The organism is uncultured Roseobacter sp. (assembly GCF_947492555.1).
GTDB lineage: Bacteria > Pseudomonadota > Alphaproteobacteria > Rhodobacterales > Rhodobacteraceae > Roseobacter.
The window spans coordinates 749,397-761,557 of the sequence record NZ_CANLNE010000001.1 but is presented as its reverse complement, the minus strand read 5'-3'; the positions used below and the strand labels follow the sequence as shown (position 1 = coordinate 761,557).

Below are 12,161 nucleotides of genomic sequence, written 5' to 3'. Positions count from 1 at the left end.
CGCCCGGGGGCGCTGCCCCCGGACCCCCGGGATATTTTTGGCCAGAAGAAGACATGGACGCACATTCCTCTCACAAAGCGCTTTTGTCGCCGTTGCGCGCGGCGATGTATGATTTTGACCTCGGGGCGGTGCGTGCGGTTCTGCATGACATTTGCGCGCCGGATGTAGTCTTTCGCATGGCCTTTCCTTTCGAGACGATCCGGGGCGTCGATGCCTACGTGGACGCGGTTTATGGGCCACTGGGCCGCGCGGTGCCGGATCTGGAGCGGCGCGACCACATCGTGATAGCGGGCCCCACGCCGGAGGGGGCGGATTGGATCGGCTGTGGCGGGTTCTTCACCGGTACGTTTCGCGCGCCCTGGCTCGACATTCCGCCAACCGGGCATCTGGTGCATATGCGGTTTCACGAGTTTTACCGGTTCGAGGGTGGCAAGATCACCGAGATGCAGGCGCTTTGGGATATCCCGGAGGTGATGATGCAGGCGGGCGCCTGGCCGATGAGCCCGTCGCTGGGGCGGGAGTGGCACATTCCGGGGCCTGCCACCTGTGACGGGTTGGTGCCGGGGCCTTATGATGCGGAGGCTGCGCAGGCGAGCCGCGATCACATCGTCGAGATGCTCGAATACCTTAAGCGCCACCCGTCGCAAGGTGGCCCCGAGGTGATGGAGATGGAACGATTCTGGCATCCACGCATGACCTGGTACGGGCCGTCCGGGATCGGCACCGGGCGCGGGATCGAGGGCTTCCGCAAGTGGCACCAGATCCCGTTTCTCAACGGTATGCCGGACCGTGGGCAATATGTGGATGAGATCGAATATCACTTCTTCGGTGATCGCAACTACGCGGCCGTGACAGGCTGGCCCGACATGTACCAGTCGATCACCCATGGCGGCTGGCTCGGCATTGCGCCGACGGGTAAGAAGATCGAGATGCGAAGCCTCGACTTCTGGCGTATCGAGAAGAGGCTTATCCGCGAGAACTGGGTGATGGTGGACCTGCTGCACATGTACGATCAGATTGGTGTCGATGTGCTGGCCCGCATGCGTGAATTCAACAAGGCGCGCGCGGGGTTTGATCCCGAAACCGGAGTGGCCTTATGAGCGATCTGCCCCGCACCCCCAGCTTCGATGTTTCGGGCAAGCGCGCGCTGGTGACCGGCGCCTCTTCGGGTATCGGCTTGGGCTGTGCGGTGGCCTTGGCCGAGGCGGGCGCGCATGTGGTCTGTGCCGCGCGGAGGGCCGAGGTTCTGCAGGAGGCCGTCGATGCGATGGCCGGACAGGGCTGGTCGGTGGACGCGATGCCGCTGGATCAGAGCGATGTGACGGCCCTCGCCGGGGCCTTTGACGCGCCCTTCGACATCGTCGTGAATTCGGCGGGGCTCGCGCGCCACTGCCCGGCGACGGAAACCACACCGGAAGACTATGATGCGGTGATGGGCCTCAACCTGCGCGGGGCCTACTTCCTCTCAGCTCAAGCGGCCAAGGCATTGATCACAGAAGGAAAGCCGGGCTCCATCATCCATATCTCCAGCCAGATGGGCCATGTGGGCGGTGTCGACCGGGCGGTTTACTGCGCCTCGAAGCACGGGCTCGAAGGCATGGTCAAGGCCATGGCTATCGAGTGGGGTAAGGCTGGTATCCGCATCAACACAATCTGTCCAACCTTCATCCGCACACCGCTCAGCCAGGTGACGTTCGACAATCCCGAGCGCCTCGCCTGGATCATGGAGAAGATAAAGCTGCCCCGCGTCGGCGAGGTCGAGGATATCATGGGCGCGGTGCTCTTCCTTGCCTCCGATGCCTCTGCCATGGTCACCGGCACCTCGATGCTAATCGACGGGGGGTGGACCGCAGGATGATGGGCACGGGTGATGAATATGGGTAAAGTGACGTCCCTCGAAGTGGCTGCAAAGGCGGGCGTCAGTCGCTCCGCAGTCAGCCGTGTGTTCACACCTGGCGCTTCGGTGAGCAAGGACACCGCCGAGAAGGTGCGCAAGGCCGCCGCAGCACTTGGTTACCGACCCAACGTGCTGGCGCGCTCGCTCATCACCGGACGTAGTCGCATAATAGGGTTGGTGGTCGCCTATCTGGAAAACCAGTTCTACCCCGAAGCCATTGAGCGCCTCAGCAAGGCGCTGCAGGCCGAAGGCTACCACGTGCTTGTCTTCATGGCCTCGAACGATCACGCCGCCACGCAAACGGTCATCGACGAGCTGCTGGACTACCAGGTGGATGCCATCATCGCCGCCTCCGTGGGTCTCTCGAATGACTTGACGCAGCGCTGTGAAGGGCTGGGCATTCCCATCGTGCTCTTTAACCGACACCAATACGATGATCGGCTCACCTCAGTTGCCTCCGACAATGAGGCGGGTGGGCGTAAGCTGGCTGAGTTCCTGATTGCGGGCGGTCATACCCGCATCGCCCATATTGCCGGATGGGAAGGCGCCTCGACCCAGATCGACCGCGAACGTGGCTTCATCGCCGGGCTGGAGGCGGCGGGTATGACGCTCTATGCCCGGGGCCTGGGCAATTTCGATTTCGAGACGGCACAGGCCGCCGCCCGCGCAATGTTTGGCCCAGAAGACCGCCCCGATGCGGTCTTTGTCGCCAACGACCACATGGCCTTTGCTGTGATGGACGTGCTGCGCTACGAGCTGGGCCTGCGCGTGCCCGAGGATGTCTCGGTCGTGGGCTATGATGACGTGACGCTAGCCCATTGGCCCAGCTATGATCTGACCACCGTGCGACAGCCTGCCGGTCGCATGGTTGCCGCTACGGTAGACGCGCTCATGGCGCGGCTCACCGAAGAAGATACCGAACCCCGCCGCATCACGCTCGACGGCCCCCTGATTATCCGCGGCTCGGCCCGCGCACCCAAAGGACAGAGTAAATGAAAGGCTTCGATCCGAAGTTTCGCGATTTCCCCGATTACATCATCGGCATCACCAAGGAAATCTGGGAGGACCGCGGTATCGCGACCCTGCACCAGTATTACTCCGACGACATCGTGGTGCGCTCGCCTGCCTCGGTGGTGCTGGGCAACGCCAATGTCATCGGTGCGACGATGGCAACGCTGGCCGAGTTTCCAGATCGCACGCTCTTTGGTGAAGACGTGATCTGGTCCGGCACGCCCGAGGAGGGGATGCTCTCCTCTCACCGTATTCTCAGCCGGGCCACCCATGCGCACGATGGTGTCTACGGAGAGGCAACGGGCAAGACGCTCACCTACCGCATCCTTGCCGATTGCCACGCCATCAACAATCAGATCAACGATGAATGGCTGATCCGCGATCAAGGGGCCATCGTGCGGCAGCTGGGATGGGAGCCGAAGGCTTATGCTGCCGACCTTATCGCGCGGGAAGGCGGGCCAGAGGCCTGTGTGCAGCCGCTGACGCTCTCCAATGATCAGCCGGGACCCTACAAGGGCAACGGCAACGACAATGAATGGGGCGCGAAATACGCTGATATCCTCACCCGCCTCATGGGGGCTGATATGGCGGCGATACCTGCTGAATACGATCGGGGGTGCCATTTGGAATACCCCGGGGGGCACACCGGGCACAGCCACGGCGATGTGGATCAGTTCTGGATGGGTCTGCGCGCATCTTTCCCGGATGCGACTTTCCAGATCGACCACCAGATCGGGCGGGATGATCCGATGATGCCGCCACGTGCCGCCCTGCGCTGGTCACTACACGGGAAACACTCTGGCTGGGGTCGTTTCGGCGCGCCTACGGGAGCCGAGGTCTATGTGTTGGGCATCAGCCATGCTGAATTCGGCCCCTGGGGTCTGCGTCGGGAATATGTCATCTTTGATGAAACGACGATCTGGAAACAGATCCTGTTGCAGACTGGGTGAGGGCACCATGACCTTGTATTGGAACTGGTCAGTCCCCAATTTGGAGGGACTTACACACCCAAGAGGTTCGCACCATGCAACGTTATGACGACATCATGTTCACGTCGGCGGTCAAGGCGCTCCAACAGGTCGACGGCACCGCCGAGACCTATGCCCGCAGCTACGGCGCCCGCACCCACGCGCTCAACGAAGACGAGGTGGCCTTTATCACCAGCCGCACGTCCTTTTACATGGCTACGGTGTCCGAGACGGGCTGGCCGTACATTCAGCATCGAGGCGGGCCTGCCGGGTTCCTCAAGGTGCTCGACGATCACACGCTAGGCTTCGCCGATTATCGCGGCAATCGCCAGCATATCTCCGAAGGCAACCTCGCCGGCGACGATCGCGTGTCGCTCTTCCTGATGGACTACCCGCGCAAGGCCCGGATGAAACTGCAGGGCCGCGCACGGTTCGAGCCCGCCGCCGGGAACCCCGAGCTCGCCGCGCAATTGGCCGCCGAAGGGCAGGGCCGTGTCGAACGGTTGGCGACCATCAGCCTCGACGCTTTTGACTGGAACTGCCCACAATTCATCACCCCGCGGTTTGACACCGCCGAACTCACCGCCCTTGTCGCGCCCGAGATTGAGCGGCTTGAAACTGAAAATACGCGCCTGGTCAATGAATTAGCCGTCCTGCGCGCCCAACTTGAAAGAAGAGAGACCTGAATGACCCCCGCTGACATGGAAGCCCGCATTGTCCGCTATGGCGACCTCCACCCGTGCAAGACCGCCTTTATCGATGCCCACACGCCCGGCTCTGACCAGAAGGAGAACTTCACCATCATTGGCGGCGGTGTCTCGGAAAGCCCAGACCAGCACGTGCATATTTCCATTCCACACGGCTTCAATATCGGTGCCGCGGGCCAGCCGCCGAAGTGCCGCAACTCGCTGCACAGTCACCGCACAGCGGAGGTGTTCTTTGTGCTGAAGGGCCGTTGGCGCTTCTTCTGGGGCCGCTGGGGTGACGCGGGCGAGGTGGTGCTGGAGGAGGGCGACATCTTCAACATTCCCACCGGCATCTTCCGCGGGTTCGAGAACATCGGTGATGATTACGGGATGATCATGGCTATCCTCGGCGGCGATGACGCGGGCGGGGGTGTGATCTGGGCGCCGCAGGTCATCGAGGACGCGGCGGATCACGGGCTGGTCCTATCGGAGGACGGCAAACTTTATGACACCAAGCAGGGTCAGGCCCTGCCCGACGGTGTGAAGCCCATGCCGCTTTTGACCGACGATGAACTGAAAGCCTACCCGGAACCAACGACCTCCGATGTGATCCCTCATTACGTTGCGCGCTACTGGGACATGGTCGCTCTGGCCGACAAGACACCCGCAAAAGTCATTGGCGCGGAGGCGATGCTGCGTGACAAGCCGGGGTTCGAGGTGACGCTGATGACCCGCGGATCCGCCACTGACGCGATGCACGCGCATGACAGGCCCTCGGTGCTCATGCCCGTCACCGGCCACTGGCGGGTCACATGGGACGGCGGCAGCGCCACGCTTGCGCCGGGTGACACGATGTCGGTGCCTGACAACCTGATGCACAGCGTGGTGCCGTCGATGACCGGCGACGCGGCGTTGTATCACATCGTGGGGACCACGGATCCCGCTGGCCCGACGTGGCAGGGATGACCGCCGACCCTGACGGCATTCGCGACGTCTATGAGACGCAGGCTGCGCTCTATGATGCGCAACGCTCCCGCGCGCTTTTCGAAGCACGCTGGCTTGCGCGTTTCGCGGCCTGTCTCCCATCTGGCGGTCGGGTGCTCGATCTGGGCTGTGGCGCAGGGGAGCCCATCGCGCGTTGGTTCATCGCCGAGGGTTTCCGGGTGACTGGTGTGGATTTTGCTGATGCGATGCTGGAGATTGCGCGCAGCCGCTGGCCGCAGGGCGACTGGCGGCAGGGGGATATGCGCAGCTTCGAGCTGGGGCAGACCTTTGACGGGATTGTTGCCTGGGACAGCTTTTTCCACCTCACGCCGGCGGAACAACGCGGCTGTATCGGGCGCATGGCCACCCATTTGAAACAGGGGGCTTCGCTGCTGATGACAGTTGGGCCGGAGGCGGGGGAGGTCACCGGCACCGTAGGGGGGCAGCCTGTCTATCACGCCTCGCTCTCGCCAGCGCAATATGCCACATGTCTGGAAGAAAATGGTTTGCGGTTAACCGGTTATCTGGCCGAGGACCCGGAGACGAACAAACACAGCGTGCTCATGGCGCGCAAGATCTGAGGAGACCCGCCATGCCTATCCTGACAACTCACGCAGGCTCGCTGCCGCGCACGCAAAAAGTCGTCGATTTTATCTTTGCCCGCGAACATGGCACGCCCTACGACCCCAAAGAATTTGACGCCGCGATGACCGAGGCGGTTTCTGCCACGGTTGCCAAACAGGTGGCAGCGGGCGTCGGCGTGGTCAGTGATGGCGAAACGTCCAAGATCTCCTATGCCACCTATGTCAAGGACCGCTACACCGGGTTTTCCGGCGACAGCCCGCGCAACGCGCCTGCGGATCTCAAGAAATTTCCCAGCTTTCTCAAGCGCCTGGCGGAGGATGGCGGGACGCCGAAATATGCGCGTCCCATGTGTACCGGCGAGGTGACGTCAAAAGGGCAGGGAGAGCTTCAAAAAGACATCGCCAACCTTGTCGCTGCGATGACTGATCATGGGGCAGCGCGCGGGTTCATGAACGCGGCAAGCCCGGGGGTGATTTCGCTTTTCCTTCAAAACGATCACTACAAGACGCGCGATGCCTATCTCGCGGCCCTCGCGGATGCCATGCGTGAGGAATACCGGACCATTGTTGACGCGGGGCTCGATCTGCAGCTGGACTGTCCTGATCTTGCGCTGTCCCGGCATATGCTTTTCAACGACCTCTCCGATGCGGAGTTTCTCAAGATTGCAGGGGCTCATGTGGAGGCGCTGAACCACGCGCTCGACGGCATTCCACAGGACCGGGTGCGCGTGCATATCTGCTGGGGGAACTACGAGGGTCCGCATGTCTGCGACATCGGGATGGAAAAGGTCTTTGACACGCTGATGTCGACCAAGGCCTCCTATCTGCTTTTTGAAACCTCGAACCCGCGCCACGCGCATGAATGGACAGTTTTCCGTGACCGCAAAGGGGATATCCCGGACGACAAGATACTGGTGCCGGGCGTTGTTGATACGACGACAAATTTCGTTGAACACCCCGAACTGGTGGCTCAGCGACTTGACAAATTCACACAAATTGTGGGCGTGGATCGGGTTATGGCCGGGTCAGATTGTGGTTTTGGAACATTCGCCGGATTTGGGGCCGTCGACCCTGAAATCGCCTATGCCAAGCTCGAAGCCTTGCGCGACGGGGTGAAGCTGGCGGAGGGACGATAATGGACGCAACCCTTCTCAAGCTGCTGCAGGCGGTTGATACACCGACCGTTTGCAATGCCATCGAGGTTGCGCAAGGCAAGCGCGGGTTCAATGACTTCACCCGAGGCACGATGCAGTGCTCTGCCCCGGGGGAGGTGATGGTGGGCTATGCCCGCACCGCGCGCATCCGTGCCGTGACCCCGCCGGAGGAGGCGCCCGAGGTCATCAAGGCGCGGCGCATGGCTTACTACAAGTATATGGCCGAGGGACCGCGCCCCGGCGTTGCGGTGGTGCAGGACATGGATGGGGAAATGGCCATAGGGGCCTATTGGGGTGAGGTGAACACCAATATCCACAAGGCCTTTGGTCTTTCGGGTGCGCTGACCAATGGCGTGATGCGCGATCTGGGCGACTTGCCCGAAGGGTTCCCGGTGGTGGCCGGGTCTATCGGTCCGAGCCACGGGTTTGTGCATGTGATCGACTTTGACCAATCGGTTGAGGTTTTCGGTATGGCGGTCGCACCCGGTGCCCTTGTGCACGCGGACCAACATGGGGCGGTTGTCATTCCAGACGATGTGATCCCGCAGCTTTCTGACGCGATCGCAACACTGATGCGGTCTGAGAAGATCGTTTTCGATGCGGTCAAAGGCAAGCAGATTGATTTCGAGGGGTTCGAGGCGGTGTGGGCTGCTTTTGAGGCTGCGCGTACTTAATCACGCAAGCCAGCGTATGAGCTGAATCGTGACAGAGGAGACGCGTATGGAGCTGTCCCCGCAATGGGAGTATGTCGCTGATGGCGTGATGGGCGGTGTGTCAACCGGTCAGGCCGTGCATATGATGGTTGAGGGTCGGGAGGCGATACGCCTAACGGGTGAGGTATCGACGGAAAATAGCGGCGGCTTTATCCAGGTCGCTTTTGACCTGCGGATGGATGTGAGCGGCTGGACCGGGCTCGAGATCGACGTGATGGGCAACGGAGAGCGCTATGATCTGCGCTTGCGCACGGATCAGGTGACGCGACCCTGGCAATCGTTCCGAACGTCCTTTGTGGCACCCAAAAGCTGGCGCAGCGTCAAGGTGCCTTTCTCGACGCTTGAAGCCAATAAAATCGATGCGCAGTTCGATGCCGCCCAGGTGCGTCGCGTTGGCGTGCTGGCAGTGGGGCGGGCGTTTTCGGCCGATCTGGCCATCGCCGGGATACGCCTTTACCGCTAGTTTTTTGGTGCTGGCGCGCCACCTTCAAATGCGTTGCCATTCACATAGTCGCAGGGCTCATCCCGCATTTCCAGATGCAACCCGCTACCAGTGTACGGATGCGCGCGGGCAAGCTCTTCATCCACCTCGATGCCCAGCCCAGGCGTTTCCGGCGGGGTGATGAACCCCTCCTGCACACGGATGCTGCCTTTGATGAGCGCGTCGTGGAACGGCGTCTCAATGGTTTCCGCCATCAGCAGATTGGGGATCGAGGCCGCGAAGTGAATGTTCGCGGCCCATTCGATGGGGCCTGCGTAAAGGTGGGGGGCCATTTGCGCATTGTAGACTTCGGTCATGGCCGCGACTTTCTTCATTTCCCAGATGCCGCCTGCACGTCCCAATGCGGGCTGCAGGATCGTGGCGGCGCCAGCGCGCAGAACCGGTGCGAACTCGGCCTTGGTGGTCAACCGCTCGCCCGTGGCCACGGGGATGCGCACGGCGCGGGCGACCTTTGCCATTTCTTCAACGGCATCTGGCGGAATGGGCTCCTCGAACCAGAGGGGGGAATAAGGCTCCAGCGCCTGACCAAGTCGGATTGCACCTGCGGTCGTGAACTGTCCATGGGTCCCAAAGAGCAGGTCGGCCTTGTCGCCCACGGCCTGCCGGATCGCCTTGCAGAAGGCCACAGACTGGGAAATGTCGCTCATGGCGGGCATGTGACCGCCGCGCAGGGTATAGGGCCCTGCCGGGTCGAATTTCACCGCCGTGTACCCGCGCGCAACGCAGTCAGTGGCGCTTTCTGCAGCCATCTCGGGGGAGGTCCAGAAGGCGGTGAGATCGTGATGCGGCAGGGGGTAGAGGTAGGTATAGGCGCGGATGCGGTCGTTCATGCGTCCGCCCAGAAGCGCCCAGACCGGGCGCTCGCGCGCTTTGCCGAGGATGTCCCAGCAGGCGATTTCGAGGCCGGAAAACGCCCCCATGACCGTGAGATCGGGGCGTTGCGTGAAACCGGAGGAATAGGCGCGGCGAAACATTTTTTCAATGTTTTCGGGGCTTTCGCCCTGCATGTGACGTGTGAACACATCTTCGATCACACCGCGCATCGCCTCGGGGCCGACGGCAGCGGCATAGCATTCACCCCAGCCGGTGATGCCGGTGTCGGTGGTGAGTTTGACGAGGATCCAGTAGCGCCCGCCCCAGCCGGGCGCTGGTGGTGCCGTCACGATGATGTCGAGGTCCTGTAGTTTCATCGCGGTGTCCTTTTGCCCAAAGGTGGCCTGAAGCCCACCTTACCTGCCTACTGTGTCTGTCGGTCGAAGAGGATGACGTTGCGCCGTGCAGCCCCGGTTTTGGTGTCTGCGATGGCTTCGTTGATCTGGTCCAATGACCAACGTCCCGATATCAACTCATCCAGTTTGAGCCGCCCCTGGGCGTAGAGATCGACCATCCACGGGATGTCCCGCTGGATCACCACGTCGCCCATTTTTGATCCCACCATGCCCTGACCGACTGCAGCCAGAATGACGGGTTCATAAGTTGATTGCGCCCCGGAATGCGGCATGCCCACCATGATGACCTTGCCGCCGGAGCCCAGATAACGCGGGGCCTGATCATAGGCCGGGATGGCGCCGACCGTAACGATGACCGCGTCGGCGCCACGCCCGCCAAGCGCCTCGAACGCGGCTTTCCAGGGTTTGTCTGATGTGGCCAGGACGCCGTCGGTTGCCCCGAATTCCCGGGCGATCTCCAGCTTTTCGGCACTCATGTCCACGGCGACGATGCGGCGGGCCCCGGCGATGCGCGCGCCCTGGATGGCGTTGAGCCCGACGCCGCCTGCGCCAATCACCACCACATCCTGCCCGGCGCGCAGACCAGCGGCATTGACCACCGCGCCGACGCCGGTGATGACACCGCAGGCGATCAGGCTGGCGGCGTCCTTGGGGATGTCCGCACCGATGCGGACCACCTGATTTTGCGCCACCACGATTTTCTCGGCGAAGGCACCGCAGGCCATGGCCTGATGCAGTTTGCCACCTTGGGCGGTGGTGATTGGTCCCTTGTCACCGTCATAGGGGGTTTCGCACAAGGTCGGCTTGCCGCCCGCGCAGTTGCCGCAGGAGCCGCAGGCGCGGATCAGAGTGACAACCACGCTGTCGCCGACAGACAGTCCGTGCACACCGGCCCCACAGGCACTGATCACACCCGCAGCCTCATGCCCGTAGACGGCAGGCAGCGAGCCACCCCAGGCCCCGTCGGCATAGGAGATGTCGGAATGGCAGATCGCCACCGCGTCCAGCGTGACCTCAACTTCGCCCATCTCCGGGGCGCGCAGCTGAATGTCTTCGATTTCGAGGGGGGCGCCAAAGGCGTGGCACACGGCGGCTTTGATCGTTTGCATCTGTCGGTGTCTTCCTCTCAGGCGCGATCTTGCGCGGGTCCCGGTGGGCAGGGTGACCCGATGTTGAACGCCAACGCAAGACGCAAACCGACATGAAAGGTCGCTCTTATCCCGCGTCGGGGACCAGGGCGCGCTTGGGCGGGAAAGCAAGAAACACGGCAAGCCCGACAACAATCAGGGCTGCCGAGAGCAAGAACGGCGCCCCGGGCAGGTAAAATGCGGCATCGGTGTCGGTAAAGGCGGCGAAGGTGCCGGTCATCACCATCGGTGACAGGATCATCGCCAGCGCCGTGGCAGAAGTCAGCGCGCCCTGCAGTTCTCCCTGCGCATCCGCACTGACCGCTTTTGACATGATCCCCTGAAGCGCGGGCGTGATAACCGCCGCCAAGGCCGCGAGCGGGGTCAGGATCAGCGCTACCGTGCCACTGGTCACAAAGGCCAGCGACAGGAAAGCGACGATGTCGAAGACATGGCCGTAGATCACCGTGCCGCGTTCCCCCAGCAGGCGCAGGACCCAGCGGATCAGCCCGCCTTGCACCACGGCCATCATGATCCCGAAAAGCGCGAGGCTGAGCCCGATGGTCGCGGGCTCCCATCCGAAACGTTCCTTCCCGAAGTAGGACCAGATGGCCGGGTACACCATGAACGCCACCTGATAGAGGAAGAAGACGATCAGCAAGGGACCGACGCCCGGCACGCGACCCAGCTGGCGGATGCTGCCAAGCGGGTTTGCCCGCGCCCAGCGAAAAGGCCGCCGGATATCTTCCGTGACCGTTTCGCGCAGGACGAAGTAGCCAAAAACCGCGTTCAAGGCGGCCAGCCCTGCCGCCGCGTAAAAAGGCGCACGCGTGCCGTATTCGGCCAGGATGCCGCCCAGCAGGGGGCCCAGCACAAATCCCACCCCAAAGGCTGCGCCGATCAGGCCGAAATTTGCGGCCCGGTCATCGGGGCCGGAGATGTCGGCCATATAGGCGTTGGCCGTGGATTGCGTGGCGGCGGTGATCCCGCCGACGATGCGCCCCAGCAGCAACAGGAAAATGCTGCCCGCCACGGCCATGACCAGATAGTCGAGCGCCATTGCCACCAGCGAGAGCAGCAGGACAGGCCGTCTGCCAAAACGGTCAGAGAGCCCGCCGATGACCGGGCCAAAGAGGAACTGCATCACGGCGAAGGTGGTGGACAGGACCCCACCCCAGAGGGCCGCGGTGCTCAACCCTGTGCCCTGCACCTCCTGAATGAGGTCCGGCATCACAGGGATGATCAGCCCGATGCCCATGGAATCGAGCATGACCGTGATGAGAATGAAAAGAACGGCCGGGCGCAT

13 protein-coding genes are annotated in these 12,161 nt (G+C 62.4%); 10 read left to right on the top strand and 3 right to left on the bottom strand.

Going from position 1 to position 12,161, the window contains the following annotated elements; translation table 11 throughout:
* The first annotated feature begins 53 nt into the window (after nucleotides 1-53).
* The 10 genes from Q1A07_RS03640 to Q1A07_RS03595 all read left to right on the top strand — a co-directional run bounded on the left by Q1A07_RS03640 (nucleotide 54) and on the right by Q1A07_RS03595 (nucleotide 8,460).
* Nucleotides 54-1,100, top strand: a complete 1,047-nt coding sequence (locus Q1A07_RS03640; protein ID WP_299777913.1) for an ester cyclase — start codon at nucleotides 54-56, stop codon at nucleotides 1,098-1,100.
* Nucleotides 1,097-1,858, top strand: coding sequence for an SDR family oxidoreductase (locus tag Q1A07_RS03635; RefSeq protein ID WP_299777911.1), 762 nt, complete (start codon nucleotides 1,097-1,099; stop codon nucleotides 1,856-1,858). The genes Q1A07_RS03640 and Q1A07_RS03635 overlap by 4 nt, the downstream gene beginning before the upstream one ends.
* Nucleotides 1,859-1,870: 12 nt before the next feature.
* Complete coding sequence (locus tag Q1A07_RS03630) at nucleotides 1,871-2,893, top strand: LacI family DNA-binding transcriptional regulator (RefSeq protein ID WP_299777909.1); 1,023 nt, start codon at nucleotides 1,871-1,873, stop codon at nucleotides 2,891-2,893.
* The gene (locus tag Q1A07_RS03625; RefSeq protein WP_299777907.1) at nucleotides 2,890-3,858 is read left to right on the top strand and encodes a nuclear transport factor 2 family protein; all 969 of its coding nucleotides are present in this window, start codon (nucleotides 2,890-2,892) and stop codon (nucleotides 3,856-3,858) included. Before Q1A07_RS03630 ends, Q1A07_RS03625 begins: the two co-directional genes overlap by 4 nt.
* Before the next feature lie 74 nt (nucleotides 3,859-3,932).
* Nucleotides 3,933-4,562, top strand: coding sequence for a pyridoxamine 5'-phosphate oxidase family protein (locus tag Q1A07_RS03620; protein WP_299777905.1), 630 nt, complete (start codon nucleotides 3,933-3,935; stop codon nucleotides 4,560-4,562).
* On the top strand, nucleotides 4,563-5,528 hold the full coding sequence (locus tag Q1A07_RS03615; RefSeq protein ID WP_299777903.1) for a cupin domain-containing protein: 966 nt from the start codon (nucleotides 4,563-4,565) through the stop codon (nucleotides 5,526-5,528). It abuts the gene before it with no gap.
* Nucleotides 5,525-6,127, top strand: a complete 603-nt coding sequence (locus Q1A07_RS03610) for a class I SAM-dependent methyltransferase (RefSeq protein ID WP_299777901.1) — start codon at nucleotides 5,525-5,527, stop codon at nucleotides 6,125-6,127. The genes Q1A07_RS03615 and Q1A07_RS03610 overlap by 4 nt, the downstream gene beginning before the upstream one ends.
* Nucleotides 6,128-6,138: 11 nt before the next feature.
* A complete protein-coding gene (locus tag Q1A07_RS03605; RefSeq protein ID WP_299777899.1) occupies nucleotides 6,139-7,266 on the top strand; it encodes a cobalamin-independent methionine synthase II family protein in 1,128 nt (375 codons plus the stop codon).
* A complete protein-coding gene (locus tag Q1A07_RS03600) occupies nucleotides 7,266-7,958 on the top strand; it encodes an RraA family protein (protein ID WP_299777897.1) in 693 nt (230 codons plus the stop codon). Before Q1A07_RS03605 ends, Q1A07_RS03600 begins: the two co-directional genes overlap by 1 nt.
* A 28-nt stretch (nucleotides 7,959-7,986) precedes the next feature.
* Nucleotides 7,987-8,460: a CIA30 family protein gene (locus Q1A07_RS03595; protein WP_366944012.1), complete on the top strand. Its 474-nt coding sequence runs from the start codon at nucleotides 7,987-7,989 to the stop codon at nucleotides 8,458-8,460.
* On the opposite strand, the gene Q1A07_RS03590 is transcribed toward Q1A07_RS03595, so the two are convergent.
* The 3 genes from Q1A07_RS03590 to Q1A07_RS03580 form a co-directional block, all read right to left on the bottom strand.
* Entirely contained in the window at nucleotides 8,457-9,689 is a 1,233-nt protein-coding gene (locus tag Q1A07_RS03590; protein WP_299777895.1) for a mandelate racemase/muconate lactonizing enzyme family protein, read from the bottom strand. The genes Q1A07_RS03595 and Q1A07_RS03590 overlap by 4 nt on opposite strands.
* A 47-nt stretch (nucleotides 9,690-9,736) precedes the next feature.
* Entirely contained in the window at nucleotides 9,737-10,837 is a 1,101-nt protein-coding gene (locus Q1A07_RS03585) for a Zn-dependent alcohol dehydrogenase (RefSeq protein WP_299777893.1), read from the bottom strand.
* A 106-nt stretch (nucleotides 10,838-10,943) separates the two neighbouring features.
* Nucleotides 10,944-12,161 carry a TCR/Tet family MFS transporter gene (locus Q1A07_RS03580; protein WP_299777891.1) on the bottom strand — a complete coding sequence of 406 codons (1,218 nt, stop codon included), beginning with the start codon at nucleotides 12,159-12,161 and terminating at the stop codon, nucleotides 10,944-10,946.

Coding starts and splice junctions, on each gene's coding strand:
- Q1A07_RS03615 (WP_299777903.1), top strand. CDS start 4,563: ATGACCCCCGCTGACATGGAAGCCCGCATTGTCCGCTATGGCGACCTC.
- Q1A07_RS03640 (WP_299777913.1), top strand. CDS start 54: ATGGACGCACATTCCTCTCACAAAGCGCTTTTGTCGCCGTTGCGCGCG.
- Q1A07_RS03630 (WP_299777909.1), top strand. CDS start 1,871: ATGAATATGGGTAAAGTGACGTCCCTCGAAGTGGCTGCAAAGGCGGGC.
- Q1A07_RS03600 (WP_299777897.1), top strand. CDS start 7,266: ATGGACGCAACCCTTCTCAAGCTGCTGCAGGCGGTTGATACACCGACC.
- Q1A07_RS03625 (WP_299777907.1), top strand. CDS start 2,890: ATGAAAGGCTTCGATCCGAAGTTTCGCGATTTCCCCGATTACATCATC.
- Q1A07_RS03590 (WP_299777895.1), bottom strand. CDS start 9,689: ATGAAACTACAGGACCTCGACATCATCGTGACGGCACCACCAGCGCCC.
- Q1A07_RS03605 (WP_299777899.1), top strand. CDS start 6,139: ATGCCTATCCTGACAACTCACGCAGGCTCGCTGCCGCGCACGCAAAAA.
- Q1A07_RS03585 (WP_299777893.1), bottom strand. CDS start 10,837: ATGCAAACGATCAAAGCCGCCGTGTGCCACGCCTTTGGCGCCCCCCTC.
- Q1A07_RS03580 (WP_299777891.1), bottom strand. CDS start 12,161: ATGCGCCCGGCCGTTCTTTTCATTCTCATCACGGTCATGCTCGATTCC.
- Q1A07_RS03635 (WP_299777911.1), top strand. CDS start 1,097: ATGAGCGATCTGCCCCGCACCCCCAGCTTCGATGTTTCGGGCAAGCGC.
- Q1A07_RS03610 (WP_299777901.1), top strand. CDS start 5,525: ATGACCGCCGACCCTGACGGCATTCGCGACGTCTATGAGACGCAGGCT.
- Q1A07_RS03620 (WP_299777905.1), top strand. CDS start 3,933: ATGCAACGTTATGACGACATCATGTTCACGTCGGCGGTCAAGGCGCTC.